General features: G+C 65.7%; 24 protein-coding genes. 9 read left to right on the top strand and 15 right to left on the bottom strand.

Features of this window, described 5'->3' with window-relative positions:
• Window positions 1-69: 69 nt before the first annotated feature.
• Window positions 70-1,338: an HAD family hydrolase gene (locus AV929_RS14530; protein ID WP_080510090.1), complete on the bottom strand. Its 1,269-nt coding sequence runs from the start codon at window positions 1,336-1,338 to the stop codon at window positions 70-72.
• 107 nt (window positions 1,339-1,445) lie between these two features.
• On the bottom strand, window positions 1,446-1,589 hold the full coding sequence (locus tag AV929_RS22425; protein ID WP_004590504.1) for a hypothetical protein: 144 nt from the start codon (window positions 1,587-1,589) through the stop codon (window positions 1,446-1,448).
• A 134-nt stretch (window positions 1,590-1,723) separates the two neighbouring features.
• Between AV929_RS22425 and mutL the strand changes: the two genes are divergently transcribed.
• The 3 genes from mutL to AV929_RS14515 all read left to right on the top strand — a co-directional run bounded on the left by mutL (window position 1,724) and on the right by AV929_RS14515 (window position 6,205).
• The gene (gene mutL / locus AV929_RS14525; RefSeq protein ID WP_064288596.1) at window positions 1,724-3,874 is read left to right on the top strand and encodes a DNA mismatch repair endonuclease MutL; all 2,151 of its coding nucleotides are present in this window, start codon (window positions 1,724-1,726) and stop codon (window positions 3,872-3,874) included.
• Window positions 3,875-3,954: 80 nt separating this feature from the next.
• Window positions 3,955-4,899, top strand: a complete 945-nt coding sequence (locus AV929_RS14520; protein ID WP_064288595.1) for a sugar kinase — start codon at window positions 3,955-3,957, stop codon at window positions 4,897-4,899.
• A gap of 220 nt (window positions 4,900-5,119) precedes the next feature.
• Window positions 5,120-6,205: an aminomethyltransferase family protein gene (locus AV929_RS14515; RefSeq protein WP_050037216.1), complete on the top strand. Its 1,086-nt coding sequence runs from the start codon at window positions 5,120-5,122 to the stop codon at window positions 6,203-6,205.
• A gap of 6 nt (window positions 6,206-6,211) precedes the next feature.
• Here the strand turns inward: AV929_RS14515 and AV929_RS14510 are convergent, their stop codons facing one another.
• The 5 genes from AV929_RS14510 to AV929_RS14490 all read right to left on the bottom strand — a co-directional run bounded on the left by AV929_RS14510 (window position 6,212) and on the right by AV929_RS14490 (window position 9,194).
• Window positions 6,212-6,814 carry a YigZ family protein gene (locus AV929_RS14510; protein ID WP_014041592.1) on the bottom strand — a complete coding sequence of 201 codons (603 nt, stop codon included), beginning with the start codon at window positions 6,812-6,814 and terminating at the stop codon, window positions 6,212-6,214.
• A 58-nt stretch (window positions 6,815-6,872) separates the two neighbouring features.
• On the bottom strand, window positions 6,873-7,208 hold the full coding sequence (locus tag AV929_RS14505; protein ID WP_014041593.1) for a 2Fe-2S iron-sulfur cluster binding domain-containing protein: 336 nt from the start codon (window positions 7,206-7,208) through the stop codon (window positions 6,873-6,875).
• Window positions 7,208-7,711 (bottom strand): ACT domain-containing protein, encoded by a 504-nt coding sequence (locus tag AV929_RS14500; protein WP_014041594.1) that lies wholly within the window; start codon window positions 7,709-7,711, stop codon window positions 7,208-7,210. Before AV929_RS14500 ends, AV929_RS14505 begins: the two co-directional genes overlap by 1 nt.
• Window positions 7,712-7,786: 75 nt before the next feature.
• Window positions 7,787-8,374 carry an imidazoleglycerol-phosphate dehydratase HisB gene (gene hisB / locus AV929_RS14495; RefSeq protein ID WP_014041595.1) on the bottom strand — a complete coding sequence of 196 codons (588 nt, stop codon included), beginning with the start codon at window positions 8,372-8,374 and terminating at the stop codon, window positions 7,787-7,789.
• Window positions 8,375-8,432: 58 nt separating this feature from the next.
• The gene (locus AV929_RS14490; protein WP_014041596.1) at window positions 8,433-9,194 is read right to left on the bottom strand and encodes an alpha/beta fold hydrolase; all 762 of its coding nucleotides are present in this window, start codon (window positions 9,192-9,194) and stop codon (window positions 8,433-8,435) included.
• Between the two features lie 82 nt (window positions 9,195-9,276).
• Here AV929_RS14490 and AV929_RS14485 point away from each other — a divergent pair, with 82 nt between their 5' ends.
• Window positions 9,277-11,139 carry a cation:proton antiporter gene (locus tag AV929_RS14485; RefSeq protein WP_014041597.1) on the top strand — a complete coding sequence of 621 codons (1,863 nt, stop codon included), beginning with the start codon at window positions 9,277-9,279 and terminating at the stop codon, window positions 11,137-11,139.
• Between the two features lie 17 nt (window positions 11,140-11,156).
• On the opposite strand, the gene AV929_RS14480 is transcribed toward AV929_RS14485, so the two are convergent.
• From AV929_RS14480 to AV929_RS14465, 4 genes are all read right to left on the bottom strand, one after another.
• Window positions 11,157-11,348: a hypothetical protein gene (locus AV929_RS14480; RefSeq protein ID WP_050037219.1), complete on the bottom strand. Its 192-nt coding sequence runs from the start codon at window positions 11,346-11,348 to the stop codon at window positions 11,157-11,159.
• Between the two features lie 429 nt (window positions 11,349-11,777).
• Window positions 11,778-14,561, bottom strand: a complete 2,784-nt coding sequence (gene alaS / locus AV929_RS14475; RefSeq protein ID WP_064288594.1) for an alanine--tRNA ligase — start codon at window positions 14,559-14,561, stop codon at window positions 11,778-11,780.
• A gap of 64 nt (window positions 14,562-14,625) precedes the next feature.
• Entirely contained in the window at window positions 14,626-15,255 is a 630-nt protein-coding gene (locus tag AV929_RS14470; RefSeq protein ID WP_008307313.1) for an archaellin/type IV pilin N-terminal domain-containing protein, read from the bottom strand.
• A 92-nt stretch (window positions 15,256-15,347) separates the two neighbouring features.
• Complete coding sequence (locus AV929_RS14465) at window positions 15,348-16,325, bottom strand: replication factor C small subunit (protein ID WP_044952085.1); 978 nt, start codon at window positions 16,323-16,325, stop codon at window positions 15,348-15,350.
• A gap of 78 nt (window positions 16,326-16,403) precedes the next feature.
• Here AV929_RS14465 and AV929_RS14460 point away from each other — a divergent pair, with 78 nt between their 5' ends.
• The 3 genes from AV929_RS14460 (at window position 16,404) to AV929_RS14450 (ending at window position 17,676) form a co-directional block, all read left to right on the top strand.
• Window positions 16,404-16,604: a ubiquitin-like small modifier protein 2 gene (locus AV929_RS14460; protein WP_064288593.1), complete on the top strand. Its 201-nt coding sequence runs from the start codon at window positions 16,404-16,406 to the stop codon at window positions 16,602-16,604.
• 27 nt (window positions 16,605-16,631) lie between these two features.
• Complete coding sequence (locus tag AV929_RS14455) at window positions 16,632-17,015, top strand: GNAT family N-acetyltransferase (RefSeq protein WP_064288592.1); 384 nt, start codon at window positions 16,632-16,634, stop codon at window positions 17,013-17,015.
• Window positions 17,016-17,100: 85 nt separating this feature from the next.
• On the top strand, window positions 17,101-17,676 hold the full coding sequence (locus AV929_RS14450; protein ID WP_008307307.1) for an RDD family protein: 576 nt from the start codon (window positions 17,101-17,103) through the stop codon (window positions 17,674-17,676).
• Window positions 17,677-17,678: 2 nt separating this feature from the next.
• Here AV929_RS14450 and AV929_RS14445 read toward each other — a convergent pair whose 3' ends face one another.
• The 3 genes from AV929_RS14445 to larB all read right to left on the bottom strand — a co-directional run bounded on the left by AV929_RS14445 (window position 17,679) and on the right by larB (window position 20,543).
• On the bottom strand, window positions 17,679-19,076 hold the full coding sequence (locus tag AV929_RS14445) for a phosphoglucomutase/phosphomannomutase family protein (protein WP_064288591.1): 1,398 nt from the start codon (window positions 19,074-19,076) through the stop codon (window positions 17,679-17,681).
• 138 nt (window positions 19,077-19,214) lie between these two features.
• Window positions 19,215-19,499 (bottom strand): GIY-YIG nuclease family protein, encoded by a 285-nt coding sequence (locus AV929_RS14440; RefSeq protein ID WP_050007393.1) that lies wholly within the window; start codon window positions 19,497-19,499, stop codon window positions 19,215-19,217.
• Between the two features lie 279 nt (window positions 19,500-19,778).
• Window positions 19,779-20,543: a nickel pincer cofactor biosynthesis protein LarB gene (gene larB, locus AV929_RS14435; protein WP_064288590.1), complete on the bottom strand. Its 765-nt coding sequence runs from the start codon at window positions 20,541-20,543 to the stop codon at window positions 19,779-19,781.
• Between the two features lie 288 nt (window positions 20,544-20,831).
• Here larB and AV929_RS14430 point away from each other — a divergent pair, with 288 nt between their 5' ends.
• Window positions 20,832-20,999, top strand: a complete 168-nt coding sequence (locus AV929_RS14430; RefSeq protein ID WP_004517708.1) for a hypothetical protein — start codon at window positions 20,832-20,834, stop codon at window positions 20,997-20,999.
• 47 nt (window positions 21,000-21,046) lie between these two features.
• Here AV929_RS14430 and rpiA read toward each other — a convergent pair whose 3' ends face one another.
• Window positions 21,047-21,733 carry a ribose-5-phosphate isomerase RpiA gene (rpiA, locus tag AV929_RS14425; RefSeq protein WP_064288589.1) on the bottom strand — a complete coding sequence of 229 codons (687 nt, stop codon included), beginning with the start codon at window positions 21,731-21,733 and terminating at the stop codon, window positions 21,047-21,049.
• A gap of 58 nt (window positions 21,734-21,791) precedes the next feature.
• Between rpiA and AV929_RS14420 the strand changes: the two genes are divergently transcribed.
• Window positions 21,792-21,968, top strand: a complete 177-nt coding sequence (locus tag AV929_RS14420) for a hypothetical protein (protein ID WP_228841576.1) — start codon at window positions 21,792-21,794, stop codon at window positions 21,966-21,968.
• The last annotated feature ends 67 nt before the right edge of the window (window positions 21,969-22,035 follow it).

Here is a 22,035-nt window from a genome sequence, read left to right as displayed (position 1 = left end):
ACGCCTAACTGTTGGGTGAGACGCACGTCCGAATCGGGAACGAACCACAGCAACAGATGGGGCGTCGGCTCACTCGCCCTGCTCGTCCAGTTGCTCAACGAGGCTAATACCGTAGATAGTCCGCAACACCGTGCTAGCGTCGCCGGCCTCGTACACCAGGTCGTCCCTCGAACTGACGTGGTCGAGCACGTCGGGCGAGGAATGCGCGGGCGCGGCGGCGATGCCGGCGTCGTTCTCGTCGACCCAGCGCATCACTCGCAGGTCGCTCTTGCTGTCGCCCATCACGAGCGCGAACGGGTCGTCGATGCCGAGCACGTCGAAGGCCTCCTCGACGCCGGCGGACTTGTCCAGTTCGAGGCTCACGAGTTCGGCCGCGTCGCCCTCGTAGTAGCCCAGGTCGACGCGTTCGAGGATGTCGCGGAACGCCTCGGGCGCGTCGTCGATGTCGGCGTCGGTCGACAGGCCGCCCGCCGCCAGCACGTCCAGAATCTCCGGGTCGCGGCTGAAGTAGGCCCGCGCGTAGCCTGCGGGGTCGTCGACTTCGGCGTCGACCTGTGTGGCGATAGCGTCGCCAACGAGGCCACAGAGGTACCGCAGCGACTCGTCGATGATTTCGACGGCGTTGTCGCTGCCGACCTCGGCGTTGGGTTTCAGCGTGACGTTGAACTCGTTGCCCTGGAGGTGACAGCGCTTGCCGACGGCGTCGGGGGCCTCCGAGAGGACTCGCCGCCGGACGGTCTCGAACACGTCCACGACCGCTTCGTCGAGGCGTTCGTAGAGCAGTCGCTTGGTGTCCTCGCCGTGTTTGGGCGTGAACACGCCGTTACCGGACTCGTAGACGATGCTCATCTGGCCGGAGGAGACGAGATCGTTGCCAAGCCCCTGTATCATGAACCCCTTGACGTTCTCCAGCGTCTGGCCGGTACAGACGACGATAGGGACGCCCGCTTCGTGGAACTGCGTCAGGAGATACAGCGTGTCACGGGGGATTTCGTTGTCGGTGTCACCGGCCGACCGGAGCGTCTCGTCGACGTCCAGCACGAGCACGTTCACCGACCGGTCGTACTTCGAGTAGAGGTCGAGCGCGGTAAAGGCCTCGTCGCGGGTCAGCCGAGCCGCGATTTCCGCATAGGTCTCGCCGGTCCCGGGAAACTCGTCAGTGATGTCGGATTTGAGAGCGTCAAGGCGGTCACTGGCGGTTTCCCACTGTTCCAGGGCGACAGTCGAGCTGAGCGGAGGAAACAGGTCGACGAACTCCTGATAGCCACGCAGCGTCGTCGTGTCTACGCTCTTATACAGACGGTAGAGTTGGTCGTATTGTTCCATGTCGATATCCACAGGATAGTGGCGACTAACGGCGAGCGTACTTTAGCTATCGGGTTTGCGATACTCACACACGACAAAAATGGCTGGTTTGCCAACACCGCATCGAAGGTGTGCCGCTGCTACGCCTCGTCGCCGCCGTCGGTCAGCACCTCGGTTTCGGTCGCCTCCTCGTTGAGGAAGGATGGGAGTTCCTCCTCGTCCTCGTCAGTTGCCTCGTCGTCCGCCGTCGCTTCGGTCCAGGAGCGTTCTCTGTGGTGGCACATAGGTCGTCACCATGGGAGGTTCAGGACTGTTTTGTGTTAACTATTTTCATGACAATGCTGATAGGCACGGCGAAGGCAGACAGTATCAAGTCGCTTCGCCCGTTAGCCGGTGGCAATCACATGCGGAGGCACGTATGACCGATATCCAGCGACTCGACGACCGGACCGTCGAACGCATCGCGGCCGGCGAGGTGGTCGAGCGACCGGCCTCCGTCGTCAAAGAGCTGGTCGAGAACGCCATCGACGCCGACGCGACCCGGGTCGAGGTCGTCGTCGAAGCCGGCGGAACCGACGGGATTCGCGTCACGGACGACGGCGTCGGGATGGACCGCGAGGCCGTCGAGACGGCCGTCGAGAAACACACCACCTCGAAGATTCGCGATATCGCAGACCTGGAGGGCGGCGTGGGAACGCTCGGGTTCCGCGGCGAGGCCCTGCACGCAATCGGGGCAGTGTCGCGGCTGACGATCCGGACCAGACCGCGCGGCGGCGACGTTGGGACGGAACTCGTTCTCGAAGGCGGCGATGTCACGTCGGTCGGCCCCGCCGGCTGTCCGGAGGGGACGACGATAGCGGTCGAAGACCTCTTCTACAACGTCCCGGCCCGCCGGAAGTACCTCAAACAGGAGTCGACAGAGTTCGCACACGTCAACACCGTCGTCGCCAGTTACGCGCTGGCTAACCCGGACGTGGCCGTCTCGCTGACCCACGGCGACCGCGAAACGTTTTCGACGACCGGCCAAGGCGACCTGCGCGAGACGGTGATGTCCGTCTACGGCCGGGAAGTCGCCGAGTCGATGATCTCGGTCGGAGCAGGTTCGGAAGCGAACGCGGATGGCGACGAGAGTGATAGTTTCCCTGACGGGCCGCTCGACGGCGTCCACGGCCTCGTCTCGCACCCCGAGACGAACCGCGCCGGCCGCGAGTACCTCTCGACGTACGTCAACGGCCGCTATGTCCGGGCCGGTACCGTTCGCGACGCCGTCGTCGACGCCTACGGGACCCAGATCGCGCCGGACCGCTACCCCTTCGCCGTCCTCTTTCTGGACGTGCCCGCGGGCGACGTGGACGTGAACGTCCATCCCCGCAAAATGGAGGTCCGCTTCGCCGACGACGAGGGTGTTCGCGAGCAGGTCCAGACTGCCGTCGAGGACGCGTTGTTGCGGGAAGGGCTACTGCGCTCGACAGCACCGCGTGGCCGGTCGGCACCCGAGCAGACCGAGATAACGCCGGCGTCAGACGGGGCGAACGACAGCGAGCACGAGCGGTCGAGTCCGGACGGCCGGGACACCGGAGACGAAGCAGCAACGCCGGGACGGACGGATACCACCGCAACGGGCAGCGCTGATGCAACAGCACAGGAGCCGGATACCGAGCCCACAGACCGACCGGACAGCACGCAGACCGAGACAGCGGGTAGCCAGTCCTCCGGCACAGCCCAATCCATTCAATCAGCCGACACGAAACGGGCCTCCGCGACCGGCCCAACGGACGATGCGTCGGGCGAATCCGGGGTGCGCGATCCAGAGGGTAGTGTTTCGAGTGGAAATAGCAATGGTGAGCGCCGTGACGCGTCCGCGGCGGGACGGACAGCCACGGAGAGCGAGGGGCGGAAGTTCACCGGCGGGCAGGAGCAGGCGCGCCTCGGCGACGACCCGGAAGCGACCCACGAGTCGCTGCCCTCGATGCGGATTCTCGGACAGTTAGCCGACACCTACGTCGTCGCGGAGACGGACGACGGCCTCGTGCTGGTCGACCAGCACGCGGCGGACGAGCGGGTCAACTACGAACGGCTGAAGGCCAAGTTCGAGGGCGAAACGACGACACAGGCACTTGCTAACCCTGTCGAACTGGAACTAACCGCGCGCGAGGCCGAGGTGTTCGACCGGCGCAGCGACGCGCTGGCGAGTCTGGGGTTCCACACGGCGCGCACGGGTGAGCGAAGCGTCGAGGTCCGGACCCTTCCGGGCGTCATCGCCGATGCGGCCGGCCCGGACATCGTCAGGGACGTACTGGGCGCGTTCGTCGCCGGCGACGACGAAGCGGCAGCGACGGTCGAAGCGGCGGCGGACGAACTGCTCGGCGACCTGGCGTGTTACCCCTCCGTGACCGGGAACACGTCGCTGACCGAGGGCTCCGTCCGGGAGCTACTCGCCGCACTGGACGACTGTGAGAACCCCTACGCGTGTCCCCACGGACGGCCGACGGTCATCCACATCGACCGGCAGGAACTCGAAGACCGGTTCGAGCGGGATTACCCCGGACACGGCGGTCGGCGGCGGTAACGAGAGATTCCGGCCCGTCCCCCGACACAGCAATCGATACAGCCGATTGAACTAAACCTCCGTCTCCCGATGCACGCGGTATGTCACTCGTAACGTTCGGCGAGACCGCTCTCAGATTTGCACCCCCAGACGGACAGCGGTTCGAAACGGCCCGTGAGGCGTCGATTCGCGTCGATGGGACCGCGAGCGGCGTTGCAGCGACGGCCGGCCGACTTGGGGCTGACGCACGGTGGCTCTCGAAGGTCCCGGACACACCGCTCGGACGGCGCGTCGTCGCGGAACTCCACGAGTTCGGGCTGGAGACAGAGGTTGTCTGGGCCGACCCGAGTACCGGCCGGCAAGGGCTCACGTTCCACGAGGACGCCGACCCGCCCCGTGCCGAGCGGCTGCTACAGGACCGCGGTAACACCGCGATGGCGACGCTGACACCCGGTGAACTTCCGATGGGCGAGATACAGAACGCGGACGTGGTGTTCACCTCTGGCGCAACCCTCTCACTTTCTGACACAGCCGCCGACACGACGGGGGCGTTACTCAGAGCGGCCGCAGGAATGCGAGCATTCGATCTCGATTTCCATCCGGGGCTATGGGACGCCGAGGACGCCCGCGACGCGCTTGCAGACCTGCTACCGGCCGTCGATACTCTCTTTGCCGCCGAAGAGCAGGTTTCCGCGGTGTTTGACACGACTGGGAGTCCGCGCGAAGTCGCTCACACGCTCGCGACGGAGTACGAACTCACCCGCGTCATTCTCACACGGAGCGAGTACGGCGCGGTGGCCTACCACGACGGCGTCGTACACGAGCAAGATGCCATCGAGACGACCGCGGTCGACGAATCGGGACAACACGAGGCCTTCATCGGCGCGACGCTCCAGCAACTGGCCGCCGGCGCTGACACGGACGAAGCGCTGCTCCACGGTGTCGCAGCAGCAGCCCTCTCCCGGACACTGTCTGGACCGTTGACACCGCTCGAACCGTCCGAAGTTGAGCGCCTCGTCGATTCACAGCAGTCCAGACGGCCGTAGGTGGCACGTACCGGCCGGCCGTACCGATCTCTGTTTACTCCGCTATTAGCCAGGGACGTCCGCCGTGACGCGGTGACAATTAGACCGTGGACGCGACAGACGGCAGCGGTCAGCGCGTCACCGCCGCCGTGACGATGGCCGCACGGCTTGTAGCCCCTTCCCGCACACACCGACGGCGCTAACGGGACGTTTTTCCCCACGAGGGCCGCATGCCCGTACAATGACTGTTCTCGAGTCCGTTCACGAGGCCCACGGAGCGACATTCAGGGAGGTCGGTGGTCGGCGCGTCGTCGACAACTACGGGCGACCGGAGCGGACCCACCGCGCAGTTCGGAACGTCGTCGGGGCGATGGAGTACGGCTACGGCGTCATCGTCGTCACCGGCGAGGACCGCGTCGACTACGTCGACAACGCCGTCTCGAACCGCGTGCCAGACGATGACGGCGCGGGCTGTTACGCGCTCCTGCTCGACCCCGACGGCCGCGTCGACACGGACATGTACGTGTACAACGCCGGCGAGCGCCTGCTCGTGTTCACACCGCCCCAGAAAGCCGAGGACCTTGCCGCAGAGTGGGCGGACAAGACGTTCATTCAGGACGTCGAGTTCGAGGAGGCAACCGACGACTTCGCCGTCTTCGGCGTCCACGGGCCGAAAGCGACAGAGAAAATCGCCAGCGTTCTCCACCAGACCGGGACCCCGCCCGCGCCGCTGACCTTCGAGCGGGGCGAACTCGGCGACGCCGGCGTCTCCGTCATCCGGACGGACAACCTCGCCGGCGAGGAGAGCTACGACGTGGTCTGTAGCGCTGACGACGCCGAGGCTGTCTTCGACACGCTGGTCAACCGGGGGCTCAACGCCGTCCCCTTCGGCTACCGGACCTGGGAGACGCTGACGTTAGAGGCCGGGACGCCGCTGTTCGACACCGAAATCGAGGGCGCGCTCCCGAACGACCTTGGCCTGCGGAACGCCCTGGACTTCGAGAAGGGCTGTTACGTCGGTCAGGAGGTCGTCTCGCGAATCGAGAACCGCGGCCACCCCACGCAACGTCTGGTCGGCCTCGCCGTCGAGGAATGCCCCGAGTCCGGTGCCGCAGTGTTCGCCGGCGACGAGCACGTCGGCGACGTGACCCGTGCCGGCCAGAGCCCGATGCGGGAAGCCCCGATTGCGCTGGCGAATCTCAGTTGGGAACGGCCCGAAGACGCGCTGACCATCCGCATCGACGGTGAACCGGTCAGCGCACAGCAGGTCGACCTGCCCTTTATCGACGGCTCGGCGCAGTCGGCGCGGTTGCCGACCTACGAGTAGCGGGGGTCACGCCAGTTCGATAGCCGCCCGCCCGCTGGTCGCGCTCCGGATTCGGTCCCGCAGGTCGCTCCCCTCAGCCGTAGGCACCCGAACCTCGAAGACGACTTCGGCCTCGTAGTCAGCTGCAAACTCGACGCCTGCTGATTCAAGCAGGCTCCGAACGCTGCCGGAGTCGTCGTAGGCGACGGTTACGGTGAACTGCTCGTGGGGCACCTCCTCGACCACGCCTGCGTCGTCAACGCCCTCTTTCACCGCTCTGGAGTAGGCACTGGCGAGGCCGCCGACGCCGAGGTTCGTCCCGCCGTAGTAGCGCGTGACGACGGCGACGGCGTTCTCGATATCGCGTTGCTGGAGAACGTTCAGCGCGGGGTCGCCGGCGCTGCCGCTCGGTTCGCCGTCGTCGCTCGAATACTCCCGAAAGGGATCGGATCGCACGCGGTAGGCGGGGACGTTGTGGGTCGCGTCAGCGTACTCCTCGCTGACGGCGTCGACGAACGCCTCGGCGGCTTCGACGGTCGCCGCCGGCGCGACGTGGCCGATGAACTCCGAGCCGCGCACTTCGAAGCGCGCCTCGCCGCGGCCCGGAACGGTCAGGTAGCTGTCCGTCACGGCCCGGCGTAGGCCCGGCGGCGGAATAGCGTTTGTCGTTCGCGCTCCCAGCAGTGAGTCAGTCCGTCCTGCCGTCCGGTTGCCGCGACCCCCAGACCCGCTTGTCAAGCAGTTCGACTCTCATTCCGTCCCGAACCCGGAGCTGACAGGAGAGCCGGGGATAGCTAAACCGGTCGGCGAGGTCGTCGTGCCAGTGGTCGGGGTCGGGCGGCTCAGCGAGACGGACGCCGCAGGTGGCACAGATGCCGCGGCCGCCGCAGTTGACCCGTTTCGCGTAGCGACCGTGTGGCGAGAGGTCGGCATCGAGAAGCACGTCCCGGAGGACGGCCCCGCGTTCGGCGGTGAGTTCGTGGGTTTCCCCTCCGGGCGTCTCGACGGTGAGCGTCGCCGGCATCAGGCCAGTTCGATGGTCCGGACGAACGCCAGGCGACGGATTTCGTTGATGAGGTCGCCGGGCAGTTCCTCGTCAGTGATGACGTACAGTTTCGGTTCGTCGGTGAACTCGGGGTCTTCGCTCAGGACCTGGCGGATAGAGATGCCGTGGTCGGCGATAGCCGACGTGACCGTCGAGACGATGCCGGACTCGTCGGCGGCGCGGACGGTGACAGTCACTGCGTGCAGATCGAGCACCGGGGCGAGATCGAGCAGGCTCGGCACGGAGGAGATGTTGCGGAAGATGCGCCGCAGGTCGTCGTCGTCGAGAATCGCGTCCGTCGTGGCGTTGACCACGCGCCGGTCGACGCCGGCCTCGCGGGCGATGCCCGTGTTCGGGATCTCGATGCCGCCCGAGACGACGCGGCCGTCCTCGTTGACGGAGAACCCTCGCTCCAGCAGCAAACGGATGACATCCTGCTGGCCCGGGGAGTCCTCGAATTTCTGCATAATCTCGTCGAACATACGGAGTGGTGGACGTGGGGCCACTAATCGGTGCCGCCAGCAGCCGAAACGGCGACGGCTTCGCACCGCCGTCGACTACAGCTCGCCTTTCGTGCTCGCCACGTCGGAGCGGCGCTCGTCGATGCGGGTCGCGTCGTCGAGTGCTCGTGCCAGCCCCTTGAACAGCGCCTCGATTTCGTGGTGGGCGTTCTCGCCCTCGACGCCGCAGTGCAGCGTCAGCCCGGCGTTCATCGACAGCGAGCGACAGAAATGCTTCGCCATGTGGCTGGTCATCCCGCCGACCGAACCCTGCGAAAAGTCACCGTCGAACGCGAAGTACGGCCGGCCGGAGATGTCGACGACGACGCTCGCGACGGCCTCGTCCAGCGGGACCTTGCGGTCGGCGAACCGGCGGATGCCGCGCTTGTCGTCCAGCGCCTCGGTGAACGCCTCGCCGAGCGTGATGGCGACGTCCTCGACGGTGTGATGGTCGTCGATGTCTAGATCGCCGTCGCACTGCACGGTCAGGTCGAACAGCCCGTGGGTGGAAAAGGAGTCGAGCATGTGGTCGAAGAAGCCGATGCCGGTATCGATGGTGCTGTCGCCGTCGCCGTCGACGTCGAGCGTGACCTCGATGTCCGTCTCGGCCGTGGTCCGCGTGACGGCCGCCGTCCGGTCGGTCATACGTATCACCTATCAGGCCGCGTATTTGTGGATTGCGTCCGGCCACCCGGTCCAATAGTTACTCTGTCTGCTCGTCCAGTAGCGCCAGCAATCGGTCGGTCACCGCCGGCGCGTGTTCGACGAAACAGCAGTGGCGACCCTCGACGGCCTCGCCGGTCCCGCGGGGCAGGTCGGCCGCCAGCGACTGCGCGGCGTCCGGCGACACGACGGGGTCGTCCAGCCCGTAGTACACCTCGGCGGGCTGGGTAATCTCGTACAGCGGCGGCGGGTCGAAAGCCGTCATTGCGTTGGCCTGCGCGTCGCGGGCCGCGCCAGTAGCGTCCTCGTCAGCGCGCCAGCCTGCGATCCGCTCCATGAGGTCCGGGTCGTGTTCGCGGAATGCCGGCGAAAACGCTCCTGCAAGCGACGATGGGGCGTCCAGCGCGAGCGCCTCCAGTTCCGCCCGATCCACCGCATCGCCAGATCCCACCGTACAGTACAGCGTCAGCGAACGGGCGCGGTTGTACTGGTGGGCGTATTCGAGCGCGACCATGCCGCCGAGGCCGGCCCCGACGAGGTGGGCGCTCCCGACGCCGTGGTCGGCCAGCACGGCTTCGAGGTCAGCAGCCAGCGTTCCCACGTCGTACGGTCCCCCCGGCGCGTCCGACCGGCCGGTTCCGCGGAGGTCCCACACCACCGTCTCGTAGGGACCGGCGACGGCGTCGTAGTGCCAGCCCCAGAGCCACGCCCCGTACCCCACGTCGTTGATGAACACGACGGTGGGGCCGTCGCCGTCGGCTTCGTAGTAGAGGGACACGTCGCGGTTGCGTGCGGTCGGCATTGGCTGTCGGTTCCTTCGCCGGTGGTGTGTCTCTTTCGGTGAGTAGGTCTTTAGCGCTGGCTGTCGAAGGGCCGCCAGTCCCGTGTCAGGAGCAGCATCACTTATCGGCGCTGTCGTGTTGGTCGTGAGTCTGGGTGTCGCCGCGCAACTGGTCGCCGACTGGCTCCAGATCCCGAGCGTCGCGTTCCTGCTGGTCGCCGGCGTCTTCGTCGGCCCGCAGGCCCTCGACCTCGTCGACCCCGCGATATTCGGACAGGCCGGGCTGCAGGCTATCGTCGGCCTCAGCGTCGGTATCATCGTCTTCGAGGGGGCGTTCCACCTTACCGTCGAGCGAGTCCGTGAAGCGTCCAGGGAGGCGCTTGGACTGGTGACAATCGGCGCGTTCGTCTCGCTCGTCGGAACCGCCGTCGCCGTCAAGGTCGTGTTCGGGACGACGTGGCCAGTCGCCGTCCTCGTCGGGAGCCTGCTGATCGCCACCGGGCCGACGGTCATCACGCCGATCATGCAAGTGGTCCCGGTCAGGGACCGGGTCGCCGCCGCCCTGGAGACAGAGGGCATCATCAACGACGTGACCGCAGCCATCCTCGCGGTGGCGACGTTCGAGTTCGTCATCGCGAGCCAGTCCTCGCCGGTAGTCGTCGTCGAGGCGTTCGTCGCCCGGCTGGTCGTGGGCCACATCGTCGGTATCGCCGTCGGCGGCGGTATCGCACTCCTGCTCCAGCGGTGGCACCTTTCGGCGGACAACGCCATGCAAAACGCCCGGGCGGTGGTCCTGACCGCAGCGCTGCTGGCGTACGCGCTGGGAAGCATATGGCTCTCGGAGGCCGGCATCGCGGCCGCCGCCGTTGCCGGTATCGTACTGGGGAACGCCGACCTCCCCCACGAAGAGGAGATCGCCGAGTTCAAGGGCGGTATCACGCTGTTTGTCCTCTCGTTCGTCTTCATCGTGTTGGCCGCCCAGCTATCGCTCGGTGACCTGCGTGCACTCGGGATCGGCGGACTCGTCGTCGTCATCGTCGTCGTCACGCTCGTCCGCCCGCTCGGCGTGTTCCTCTCGACGCTGGGTGGCCGACTGACAGTTCGAGAGCGGATGTTCGTCGGCGCGATGGGGCCGCGCGGTATCGTCCCAGCCAGCGTCGCCACGCTGTTCGCCATCGAACTGCGTCCCGAGAACCCGGATGCTGCGACGGTCCTCGTCGGGACTGTCTTTCTCGTCATCTTCGCGACCGTCATGTTTCAAGGCGGGCTGGCCCGTCACTTCGCGCAAGCGCTCGACATCCTTCCCATGCAAACACTCATCGTCGGTGGCGGTCGCGTCGGCCGGGAACTGGCAGTACGATACGAATCACGCGGCGAGGAGGTCGTCCTCATCGACAGCGACGAGGACACGGTCGAGCGGACGCGGGCCGACGGCCATCGCGTCGTCCACGGGGACGCGACGAACGCGCACGTCCTCGAAGAAGCAGGGGCGAACCGGGCGTCCGTTGTCGTCGCTGCGACCGCAGACGACGACGTGAATTTGCTCGTGGCACAGCTGGCGACGACCCGGTTCGACGTCGACACCGTGGTCGCCAGAGCGAACCAGCCGGACAACGTCGAGGCCTTCGAGGACCTTGACGTCGAGACGATATCCGCCGGCTTCGCCGTCGCCGACGCAATCGACGACGCGGTCGAGCGACCAGCGCTGGCCCACTGGCTGTCGGACTCCGGCCGAACAGGGGACGTACTGGAAGTCGAACTCAGCAACGACTCACTGGTCGACCGGACCATAGAGGAAACCGCGGAGAAGCTTCCGAACGGCTGTCTGGTCGCAATGGTAAGCCGTAACGGAACAGACAGAGTCCCCGACAGCGATTTCCGCCTTGCAAGCGGCGATCACCTGACGCTCGTCTGCGAGACCAACGAGGCGATGCGGGACGCCAGACGGCTGTGTCAGGGCGAATAGCGGGCAGCACGTACCGCTCAGCGCAGTTCGTCGAGCGAGACGGTCGCCGAACGGTCCGCGGTAACCCACTCTGTCACGGACTGCTGGCGGTCCGAGGGGAAAATCGTCAGCTCCGAGGGGTTCTCGGGGTCGTCGTACAGGCAGTCCAGTTCGAACTCCGGCGCTTCGTCGAGGTCAGTGTCCGACGGGGGCGTCGTGGTCGTACTCATGGGTCAGGTAGCACGGGTGGCACTGCAGTTTTCACACAGTTCATCGGTAGTACGGCCGCTAGCAGCGGGGACACTGGTCCCACATCGCCGACACGTCCGTTGTGACCGAACGTACTCGGTGTGAGTCCGAATGTGTGCGATGTCACGTTCTCCGCTCATATCTGCTATAGATGGGCAGTTGCTAAAAATACTTTTGGAAACTCATCCAGGTACACCTAATACAACTAAATGTAATTGTATCTCTTGAGCGTATTCGGACCGTTCGGGCAGAATATCGAGTCTTAATCGGACAACTGTCCGAGGTAACCGAGCGTAGAACGGAACCAGCGGCGAGAAAGAACGGGGACGGTTCAGGCGGACGCCGTCCCTGGTTCCCGTGATAGTCGCCGTCCGCAGGTGGTCGATGCGGAAATGATGCAGCAGCCCGTCTCAGACGTTCGCCACAGTTCGCAGTATCTCAGGTGCGTCCTCAAGCGCCTCGTCCAGCGCGTCCGCGTCTGGGCCGCCGCCCTGTGCGAAGTCCGGTGGGCCGCCGCCGCCGCCGCCGACGCGACCGGCGAGTTCGCCGACAACCTCACCGGCGTCGACATCGACGCCGTCGGGCACGGAGACGACGAACTGCGCGCCGTCGAGGCCCGACCCGAGCACCGCGATGTTGCCCTGTTCGACGATAGCGTTCGCTTGCGCGCGAAGTTCGTCCATGTCGGCGTCGATGCGCTGGACGACGGCGGTCGCCTCGCCCACGTCAACTTCCTCGCTGTCGCCGCCGCCGCTGGCGCGGGCCTCGGCGAGCTGTTCCTTGAGCTGTTCGATCTCCTTACCGCGGGCCTTCCACTCGTCGAAGAACCGCTCGGCAGTCTCCGGGACGGCATCGGGCGCAACGTCAAGGATATCCGCGGCTTCGGTGAGCGCGTCTTCGGTGCGCTGGGTGGCCTCGATGGCCGCGTTGCCCGCGGCGAAGGTCAGGCGGATGACGCCGTCCTGAATCCGCTCGGTGTTCAGGAGCTTGACAGCCCCGATGTCACCGGTTCGGGCGACGTGGGTGCCACCGCAGGCCTGCACGTCGTCGCCGACGGTGATGAGCCGGATCTGCTCGCCGGCCGGGATGCCGCCCTGGTAGAGGTCGAAGCCGTGGCGCTCCTCGGCCTCGTTGCGGTCGGGCCACTCCTGGGAGACGGCGATGTTGTCCTGTATGATGTCGTTGGCGAGGCGTTCGATCTCCTTGACCTCCTCGCGGCTCACCGACTCGTAGTGGCGGATGTCGATGCGGGCGGAGTCAGTGCCCTTCTGGGCACCGGCCTGTCTGACGTGCTCGCCGAGCACCTGCCGGGCGCTGTGGATGACGATGTGGGTCGCGGTGTGGTGTTGCATCAGGCGCTGTCGGCGGCTCGCATTGACCTGTCCGCGGACGAACTCGCCCTTGCCGGGGTCGTCGTCGCAGGTGTGGACGATGACGTCGCCGTACTGCTGGACGTCGGTCACCTCGGCGGAGACGTCGTCGGTCGACAGCGTCCCCTCGTCCGGCGGCTGGCCGCCGCCTTCGGGGTAGAACATGGTCTGGTCGAGCACCACGTCGTAGTTGTCGTCGTCGCGGTCGAACACCTCAAGCACGACGGCCTCGAACTCGGTCCGCTGCTGGTCTTCGTAGTAGAGCCGGTCGGTCTCGGGCAGTTCTTCGAGCCGGTCCTCGTAGGGCGTCTGTGATTCCTCGGTGGCGGTGTCGTCGCCGCCGTGTCGCTGGGCGACGACCGCGTAGAAGTCGTCGGGCACGTCGACCGCGACGCCTTTCTCGGCGGCGATTTCCTCGACCATGTCCGGCTGAATCCCGTGGGAGTCGTACAGTTCGACCAGTTCCTCGGTCGGGATCGGCTCGCCCTTTTCGGCGTACTCGTCGGCCAACTGGCGGACGCGCCGGCCACCGCGGTCCAGCGTCTCGCGGTACTTCTCGACCTCGGTGCGGACGATGTCGCGGATGGTGTCGCGGTTCTCGTAGCCCAGCCGCTCGGCCTGCATGTCGACGAGTTCGTCCAGCGGCGCGTCGACGCCGACGCCGTCGACCAGTCGCTTCGTCCGGCGCAGCACCATCCGTGCCAGATAGCCCGTGCCGACGTTCGAGGGGACGATGCCGTCGCCGAGCATGTACGCGAGCGTTCGGCAGTGGTCGGCGATGGCGTAGATGTCCTCGAGCGGTGCCATCAGGTCCCGCATCTCCGCGACCTCGACGCCGACCTCGGCGGCGATGGTATCGCGCTCGGCTTCGATGTCCTCGGCCTCGTCGATGTCCATCCGGCCCGCGAGCTTCGCGGCCTCGTGGACGATGCGTTCCTCCTCCTCGGTGAGTTCGATGCCGGCGTTGTCCTTGAGGAAGGCGATCATGTCGGGATAGACGGCCTCGTACACCGTCGGTGTCCCCTGGCTCATCCAGGTCCAGCGTTCGAGCCCGTAGCCGGTGTCGACGATGTAGGTGTCCATCGGCGAGTACCGGTTGCCGTCTTTCATCTCGTACTCGCCCTCTGGGTCCTGCTCCATGGACATGAAGACGAGCGTGGCGAGTTCGGCCCCGCGGTAGATGACCTCGATGGCCGGGCCGGCGTTGCCGCCGCCGACCCACGGGTCCTCGATGTAGACGATCTCGTCTAAGTTCGCGCCCATCTCCTCGAACAGTTCGTCGCAGTACCGGACCGTCTCGTCTTTCCAGTACACCTCGCCCTCGTAGGCGTACTGCTCGGGGTCTTCGATGTCCTCGCGCGCGTTGAACGCGTGGTGGGCCATCATCTCGAAGGCCATCGTGTGCCGGCCCGTCTTCCCGACGTTGTCGATGTCCTGCATCCGGATGCAGGGCTGGCTGATGCACAGCGGGTTCGCCGGCGGCGGCGTCGTCCCCGAGGTGACCAGCGGCTGGAAGTCGTAAATCGACGCCTGGGTCAACAACACGTCGTCGCGCCAGCGGTTGGCCGCCACCGGGTACGGGTCGATGCGCTCGTGGTCACGGTCCTCGAAGAAAGAGAGGAACGCCTCGCGCATCTCCGTCAGCGAGTGGGACTCGTCGAACCCGGGGTTGTCGATGAAGTCGTACTCCGCACACGGCGGCTCGCCGCAGGTCTCGCGCTCGACACGGGACCAGAACATGTCGCCACAGGAGGCACACTCCTGGCGGTGGAAGCCTTCCTCTTCGAAGTAGTCGAGTTGGTAGGCCTCGTCGAGGTCGCTCATTGGTGTTCAGTTGGCCCACGTTCGCCTAAAACTGTTCCGAAGGGGCCGGCGGTATCCCTGGCCGTCAGAGCGTGACAGAGGATTCCCCGGAGAGCGTCTTCGGCGCGACGACTTCCTCGGTCGTCATCCCGCCGGCTGGCGAGGTAATGCGGAGCGTCGCAGTCTCTCCTTCGGGCAGTTCCTCACCGAATGGCTCAGCGCCAACGGAATTATCGGTCCCCAGGTCGAGCGTGATTCTGAACCGGTCTTCAACGTCGTTCAGCACCGGCTGGGAGCCGTCATTGTCCTGCACGGTAGAGATAGCGAACCGCCCATCGGGGTTGCCGTCTGCGCCGCCAGCCGCGAGCTGGTAGTACGACCCGCTCGGACCGATCCACTGGACGGTCGTCTTGTCAAGGTCGACGTTGCCTGCCCCCGGTGCCCGCCTGACGACGATGTCAACCACGCCGATCTCGCTGTTGTCGGTGAAGTGGTCCCCGGTAATCCCCACAACCTGAATGCGGTTGGTCGTCGAATCACTGGATTGCTGGCCCGTCGCCTGGGCGGAACTCTGCAGGAACCCCGCAGTATTGATAAGCACGCCCGCCGCGATTGCCGCGACCAGCACCATCGCGATAAACACGATGAGCGTCCCGATCCCGACCTGACCGCGGTCCTCACCCGTCCCCTCCGTAGATGGTCGTAAACGTTGCATTTCAGTTGTTGATACTCTTACTTTCCTTTCATCATAAATCTCACCCGCCAGTTATCAGGTGTGAAAAACCGGATCGTAGCGGTAGTACGGCCTTACTCGCCCTGGGCGAGCGAGGCCAGCATCGCTTCGAGTTGCACGCGCTCGTTCGCACCGCGGGTGATCCGGTAGTCGGTTTCGCCGATGCGTTCGAGCACTCGGACTGCCGCTTCGTCGTCGATATCGAACTCCCAGATTGAGCGGTGGAGTTGGTCGATGATGTCACCGCCAGCGATGCCTTCCTCGGTCAGCAGTCTATCGAGGGTCGCCCGCGAGGCGGTGAAGTCGCCGTCCAGCGCCGACTGGACCATCGTCCGGATCTCTTCCGGGCGGGCCGTCGAGGTGATCGCGTACACCGCCGACTCGTCGACCGTGTCGCCGCTGACCGACGCGGCCTGCAGGCCGTTGATGGCTTTCCGCATATCCCCGTCGGCGGCGTAGACGAGCGCGTCCAGTCCGTCCTCGGTCAGTTCGATGTCCTCTTCGGCGGCGATGTTTCGGATTTCCTCGGCGACGGCGTCGTCGGCCAGCGGCGAGAAGCGGAAGACGGCACAACGGGACTGGATCGGATCGATGATCTGGCTGGAGTAGTTACACGAGAGGATAAAGCGGACGTTGTTCGAGAACTGCTCCATCGTCCGGCGCAGCGCCGACTGGGCGTCGCTAGTCAGCGCGTCGGCCTCGTCGAGGAAGATGATGCGGTACTCGACGCCGCCGAAGCTCGTTCGGGCGAAGTTCTTGATTCGGTCCCGGACCACGTCGATACCGCGCTCGTCGGAGGCGTTCAGTTCGAGGAAGTGCTCGCGCCAGTCCTCGCCGTACAGTTCACGGGCGATAGCCGTCGCACACGTCGTCTTCCCCGTCCCCGCGGGGCCGGAAAACAGCATGTGGCTCAGGTCGTTGCGCGAGACGTAGCTTTTGAGTCGCCCGACGATGTTCTCGTGGCCCATCACGTCGTCGAGCGTCTGCGGGCGGTACTTCTCGATCCAGACCTCCTCGCGTCCCGCCCGCGACTCGGACTCGGCCTCACTCATGGACGATGGGAAGCGTGGGCCGGTCTTAAACCCCGCGAGAGTCGACAGTCTCAGGTGCGTCGGCGGAGTAGTCGGTGTATGTACGTCACCGTCGAGATCGCCGGCGAGGACACCCACGAACTGGAGGTGGACGCGGATGCGACCTACGCCGACCTGCTTTCGCCGGTCGACCTGAGCCCCCACGAGGTGTCGGTCCTCGTCGACGGCGAGCACGTTCCGACGGATCAGCCCGTCGAGCACGACCACGTTCAGGTCGTCAGGCTCATCAAAGGCGGCTGAACCGCCAAGCAGCGGCCTCTAGCAGATATGCACGTCCGCACAGCGACCGCCGACGAAGTGCCGGCGGTGATGAACGTCCTCGACGGAGCGGTCCTCTCGATAGCCGTGGAAACCGTTCGGGCGGGTGCTGAAGACGACGGTACGCTCGTCGCAGTGTCCGACGATGACCCGGCGGCTGAGCGCGTTCTCGGCGCACTCGTACTCGACGACACTCACATCGAGGCCGTCGCTGTCCGTCGGCGTCGTCGCGGGCAGGGTATCGGGACGGCGCTCGTCGAGGCCGCGCTCGACCGGCGAGATTGTGTCACCGCCGAGTTCGACGCTGACGTTCGGCCGTTCTACGAGGCGCTGGGATTCGACGTGACGCCGCTCGCCGACGAAGCCGACCGTTTTCGTGGTGAGCGTGAGTAGTGGCCGCAAGTGCGCAAAGAGGGTGGAAACAGTTGACACGCCGTCGTAACATTTTTTAAATAGTTTCGAGAATGGTTTTAAAACGATGTCAGCAACTGTCTCTGAAAACGCGGTCGAAGCGCGGGGCGACCGCGTCGTCGCATACCTCATCGATTTCGCCATCCTGAGCGCCGTCGCGTTCGGGCTGTGGCTCGTCACATTCGTTCTCAACACGGTTCTCTCGGTCGGCGCGATGGCCGCCGCCTCACCCGAGAGTCCGGGCGCGATGGGCGGTGGATCGGTGATGGCTGCGGGGCTTCTGGGTATCGTCGTCAACTTCGCCCTCTGGCTCGCCATCGGCGCGGTACTCGTCTACTACTTCGGCTACTACGCCGAGACCAACGAGACAGTCGGGAAGCGGTCCCAGAACGTCGCGGTCGTCGACGAGACCGGGTCGCCGCCGAGCCAGCGTGACCGCCTGCTCCGAACGGCGGTACTGCTCGCCCCGTTCCCAATCATGCTCCTGCTCGGTGGTATTCTCGGCGGATTCGGGTTCGTCTTCGCGCTCGTTCTCATGGCCGGTTGGCTCCTCGTCGAAGCGGCCGTCATGTTCGTGAGCGACGACGCACAGCGCCTCGGTGACCGCGTGGCCGGCACGTACGTCGTCAGCACAACCAAGTGAGGTCAGACCAGCGGCTCGACCAGGTCCCGACCCGCCTCTAACAGGTCCTCGACGCGCTCCGCACTCGACGCCTCGGCGTAGACGCGGAGTTTCGGCTCCGTTCCGGACGGGCGGACCAGCACCCACGTCCCGTCTTCGAGCCGGATTTTGAACCCGTCGACGGTGTTGATGCCGTCGACAGCGACTCCCGCCAGCGTCTCGGGCAGCGCGACTTCGAGGTCTTCGAGGACTGGTTCCTTGCGGTCGTCCGGGCAGTCGACGCTGATTCGGTTCTGGTGGATTTCGCCGTGTTCGTCCAACAGACGGTCGACGCGGGCGTCCAGCGGTTCCTCGCGTTCGGCGGCGGCGGCGACCAGCGCCACCAACACACCGTCCTTGTTCCGCAGATGGTCCGGCAGGCCGAAACCGCCGGACTCCTCGCCGCCGAACAGCGCGTCGTGCTCGGCCATCGCCTCGGCGACCCACTTGAAGCCGACGGCGACCTCGTGGACGTTCTGGCCGTGGGCCTCGGCGACGCGGTCGACGATGCTAGAGGTCGAGACCGTCCGAACCACGTCGCCCGAGCCAGTTTCGAGCAGAAAGTCGTACATCGTGGCGAAAAACAGGTTCGGGTCCAGATAGCCCCGCTCGGGTGTGACGACGCCGATGCGGTCGGCGTCGCCGTCGTTGATGATTCCCAGCGTGGCGTCGCCGTCGCTGACTTCGCCGACGAGCCCCTCGGCGTTCTCCGCCGACGGTTCGGGCGACCCGCCGCCAAAGTCGGGGTCCTGTTCGCAGTTGAGTCGGGTCACGTCAGCGCCGGCGTCGGCGAGGAGGGCGTCGGTGACGCCGCGGCCGCTCCCGTACAGCGCGTCGTAGGCGACCGGCAGGCCGTCGAGGTCGGCGTCGACGAACGACAGCGCGTGCTCGTGGTACGGCCCGATCAGGTCCTCCTCCGTTCGCTCGCCCCACTCGTCCTCGGGCAGCGGGTCGAGCACGGCGAGGTTCTCCTCGAAGGCGGCCGTCCAGTCCGGCAGCGCCGGCGACCCGTCGCCGGGAATGAACTTCACGCCGTTGTACTCCGGGGGATTGTGGCTGGCCGTAATCTGGAGCGCCCCTGCGAGGTCGCGGTCTTTCACCGTCCAGGCGACAATCGGCGTCGGCGTGTCCCGGTCCGGCAAGAGCACGTCGAAGCCGTTCGCGCGCAGGACGTGTGCGAGTTCGTCAGCGAACCCGGGCGAGGTCTCGCGGGCGTCGTATCCGATGGCGACGGTCCCGGTCGCCCCGCGTTCCTGCAGGGTGGTGGCGACGGCCTGTCCCACCATCCGGACCCGCGGCTTCGTGAACACGTCCAGCGTCGCCCGCCAGCCGTCCGTCCCGAAGGCGATCGCACCTGCGTCGACATCCGCGTCGTTGTCCATATCTCGCGGTTCTCAGCCCCTCGACAAAAAATCACGCCCCATCGCAAAACTGTCACTTCACGGCTACCGACGGGAAGAGGTGAGCCTCGGCATCTGAGGCGGTAGCGCTGCTAATTCTTCAGTTGTATCGATAGCGGTTCAGATATCGAAGTCCGCTTCGGCGTCGCTGGATTCGACGAGTCGTTCCTTCTTTGCTCTGGTGTACTGCTTGATCTCGTACTCACGGCTCATCGCTTCGGACTGTGAGTCGAACGACTCGACGTGGATCAGTTCGACCGGGGTTCGGCCGCGCGTGTACTTCGCGCCGTCGCCGGCGTCGTGTTCGCGGACGCGGCGCTCCACATCGGTCGTATAGCCGGTGTAAAAGGTGTTGTCGCTACAACGGAGGACGTACACGTGGTAAGGGCTCCGCGCGGTAGTCATCGCACGATGCTGGTGGCCCAGCGGGCCTCACACTTGTTGGGCGCGCTCTCTCGATACCTCGGCAATGCCAGCGTTCGCCGAGCAGTTCGGACACGCCCGGATGTGTCCGCGTTCGTCCGCGAACACTCGGGCGAACTGGTCTGAGACGTGCGCGCCGCAATGATCACATTCAGGCATCGTGTTCGTCGGCGACACCACCGCCGACGTATACGCGTACGCGCGTTGTTCCCATAGCTCTTTACCCAAATACTTGGGTATGTCTGCAGTTGGCGTAGATATCTACGTCCGTGCATCGTCGAGCTGTCTGGCAATTAGGCCGGCCTGCGTCCCGGCGGTGAAGCCGGCGTCGATGTTCACAACGGAGAGGGCGGTACAGGACTGGAGCAGCCCCGAGAGGGCCGCCTCGCCCTCGCCGCCGTGGCCGTAGCCGGTCGAGACGGGCAATCCGATGACCGGCACGTCCACGAGCCCGGCGATGACCGTCGGGAGCGCGCCTTCGCGGCCCGCCGCAACGATGAGCACGTCATGGTCCCGGAACCTATCGACCGCGTCTATCGTCCGGGCGAGGCTCGCGACGCCGACGTCGTCGATACGGGTCACGGTCGCGCCCATCTCCTCGGCGATGAGCGCGGCCTCACCGGCCGGAACGGCGTCGGAGGTCCCGGCCGTGACGATGCCGACTGACGCGTCCAGCGACGGGCGCTCAAAGGCGGGCGTCGTCGCTACCAGCCAGTTCGAGCGGTCGTCCCATCGAACTGTCGCGTCCGGGGCGGTTTCGTCCAACCGCTCCCGAACGGTCGTCGCAGTTGCCGTGTCGAGTCGCGTCACGATAGCCCGGTCCGTCGTTTCGATAGCTGTCACCGCAAGCTCCGCTACTTCCGCCGGCGTCTTCCCATCTGCAAGGACAGCCTCGGGAACACCGGCACGGTCCTCCCGGGCGGCGTCGAACCGACCGGCCCCGCTGGTCGCGTAGCCCGCAAGCGCCGCCTCGGCCTCTACCGGGGAGAGGTCACCCGCCGCAACCGAATCGAGTATGTCGCGCATAGGACCCATTCAGTGATACGGCCACTCCTATCCGTCGGTCCGAGGCGAACGTATCGCCCGTTTCAGGGCCGACCTGTGCGAGCGCGCGTGAGCGACGCTCGGCCGGAGTAACGCAACAATAGCCGTCTAGCACAGCCGAAAGCACGGATTCTGATGGATTACAGAGGACACAAATGCGGATTTATAAGGGGTTATGTGTCGTATAATGCCTCAAACTGCCGGTAATAGGGTCGAGAGCGAACTAATTGGAGAAAGTATATAAGTAACCCCCGTCGATACCTCGTCTGTATGGCAGACCTAATCGTCAAAGCCGCCGTTAAGGAAGAGCTCAACGACATGAACGTAGCGTCCGACTTCTACGACGCACTCGACGAGGAAGTCGAAGAGCTGCTCCAGGACGCAGCCCGACGAGCTGACGAGAACGACCGGAAGACGGTCCAGCCGCGCGACCTGTAAGGTCGTTTCAAGCAGCGTATTTTTTGGCGCACGCCGATCAGCGACAGCTATTCCGATAGCGCTCGGACGGTGACGCCGTCAGTAGTGCCGACGTGGATTTCGTCGGCCATGTCAACGAACAGCCCGTGCTCGACGACGCCGGGGAGTGCGGCGAGGTCGCTGGCGAGTGCGGCGGGGTCGTCGATGGGACCGAAGTCACAGTCGAGCACGAGGTTCCCGTTGTCGGTGACGACGGGGCCGTCCTTGCGCTCTGCACGGCGAAGTGTCGGGTCGCCACCTAGATCATCGACTGCTTCGGCGACCGTCGGGCGGGCCATCGGAAGTACCTCGACCGGCACCGGCACCGAGAGCGACTCGGCCTCTTTGGTCGGGTCGGCGATGACGAGGAAGCGGTCAGCGCTCGCGTCGACGATCTTCTCCCGAGCGTGGGCTGCTCCGCCACCTTTGATGAGGTTGCCGCCGGCCACCTCGTCGGCCCCGTCGATAGCGAGGTCGACCGACACGTCGTCGAGGTCCGCCAGCGGGATGCCACAGTCCCGGGCCAGCTGACGGGACTGAAATGACGTCGGGACGCCGACGACATCGAGTCCGGCGTCGACCGCTCGCCCGATAGCGCGGATAGCGTGGGCCGCTGTCGACCCCGTGCCAAGGCCGACGGCCATGCCGTCCTCAACTGCCTCGGCCGCCGATTCCCCCGCTGCCTGTTTCGCCGCGTCAGAGCCGCCCTGTTTCATGTGCGGTGGGTCGACAGACGCGGACAAAACGTTTGTTCTCCCGGCCGCAAGCGTCAGTATGGCCGACTGCACGTACTGCGGCTGTTCCGTCGAGGCCCACGACCCCGTCTACATCAGCGAGACACCCGACGGGAAGCCGACAACGCAGTTCTGCAACTACGGCTGCCTCTCGGCTCACATCGACGAAGCGGGGCTGACGACCGGGACGGCCTGCGAGTGGGCGCCGACACAGTAGCGGAACGGCATCGGCACTACCGTCCCGAAGTACCTGTCCGATGCCGGATGGATTTTAGGGGCGGCCC

The sequence above is a fragment of the Haloarcula sp. K1 genome, assembly GCF_001647155.1.
Lineage (GTDB): Archaea > Halobacteriota > Halobacteria > Halobacteriales > Haloarculaceae > Haloarcula > Haloarcula hispanica.
The sequence above is the reverse complement of the archived record's forward strand: the minus strand, read 5'-3'. Positions and strand labels throughout refer to the sequence as shown.

What these genes read in the sequence shown, in the direction of transcription:
- AV929_RS22425 (WP_004590504.1), bottom strand. Translation starts at nt 1,589, where the DNA reads ATGTGCCACCACAGAGAACGCTCCTGGACCGAAGCGACGGCGGACGAC.
- mutL (WP_064288596.1), top strand. Translation starts at nt 1,724, where the DNA reads ATGACCGATATCCAGCGACTCGACGACCGGACCGTCGAACGCATCGCG.
- AV929_RS14520 (WP_064288595.1), top strand. Translation starts at nt 3,955, where the DNA reads ATGTCACTCGTAACGTTCGGCGAGACCGCTCTCAGATTTGCACCCCCA.
- AV929_RS14515 (WP_050037216.1), top strand. Translation starts at nt 5,120, where the DNA reads ATGACTGTTCTCGAGTCCGTTCACGAGGCCCACGGAGCGACATTCAGG.
- AV929_RS14505 (WP_014041593.1), bottom strand. Translation starts at nt 7,208, where the DNA reads ATGCCGGCGACGCTCACCGTCGAGACGCCCGGAGGGGAAACCCACGAA.
- AV929_RS14500 (WP_014041594.1), bottom strand. Translation starts at nt 7,711, where the DNA reads ATGTTCGACGAGATTATGCAGAAATTCGAGGACTCCCCGGGCCAGCAG.
- hisB (WP_014041595.1), bottom strand. Translation starts at nt 8,374, where the DNA reads ATGACCGACCGGACGGCGGCCGTCACGCGGACCACGGCCGAGACGGAC.
- AV929_RS14490 (WP_014041596.1), bottom strand. Translation starts at nt 9,194, where the DNA reads ATGCCGACCGCACGCAACCGCGACGTGTCCCTCTACTACGAAGCCGAC.
- AV929_RS14480 (WP_050037219.1), bottom strand. Translation starts at nt 11,348, where the DNA reads ATGAGTACGACCACGACGCCCCCGTCGGACACTGACCTCGACGAAGCG.
- alaS (WP_064288594.1), bottom strand. Translation starts at nt 14,561, where the DNA reads ATGAGCGACCTCGACGAGGCCTACCAACTCGACTACTTCGAAGAGGAA.
- AV929_RS14470 (WP_008307313.1), bottom strand. Translation starts at nt 15,255, where the DNA reads ATGCAACGTTTACGACCATCTACGGAGGGGACGGGTGAGGACCGCGGT.
- AV929_RS14465 (WP_044952085.1), bottom strand. Translation starts at nt 16,325, where the DNA reads ATGAGTGAGGCCGAGTCCGAGTCGCGGGCGGGACGCGAGGAGGTCTGG.
- AV929_RS14460 (WP_064288593.1), top strand. Translation starts at nt 16,404, where the DNA reads ATGTACGTCACCGTCGAGATCGCCGGCGAGGACACCCACGAACTGGAG.
- AV929_RS14455 (WP_064288592.1), top strand. Translation starts at nt 16,632, where the DNA reads ATGCACGTCCGCACAGCGACCGCCGACGAAGTGCCGGCGGTGATGAAC.
- AV929_RS14450 (WP_008307307.1), top strand. Translation starts at nt 17,101, where the DNA reads ATGTCAGCAACTGTCTCTGAAAACGCGGTCGAAGCGCGGGGCGACCGC.
- AV929_RS14445 (WP_064288591.1), bottom strand. Translation starts at nt 19,076, where the DNA reads ATGGACAACGACGCGGATGTCGACGCAGGTGCGATCGCCTTCGGGACG.
- AV929_RS14440 (WP_050007393.1), bottom strand. Translation starts at nt 19,499, where the DNA reads ATGACTACCGCGCGGAGCCCTTACCACGTGTACGTCCTCCGTTGTAGC.
- larB (WP_064288590.1), bottom strand. Translation starts at nt 20,543, where the DNA reads ATGCGCGACATACTCGATTCGGTTGCGGCGGGTGACCTCTCCCCGGTA.
- AV929_RS14430 (WP_004517708.1), top strand. Translation starts at nt 20,832, where the DNA reads ATGGCAGACCTAATCGTCAAAGCCGCCGTTAAGGAAGAGCTCAACGAC.
- rpiA (WP_064288589.1), bottom strand. Translation starts at nt 21,733, where the DNA reads ATGAAACAGGGCGGCTCTGACGCGGCGAAACAGGCAGCGGGGGAATCG.
- AV929_RS14420 (WP_228841576.1), top strand. Translation starts at nt 21,792, where the DNA reads ATGGCCGACTGCACGTACTGCGGCTGTTCCGTCGAGGCCCACGACCCC.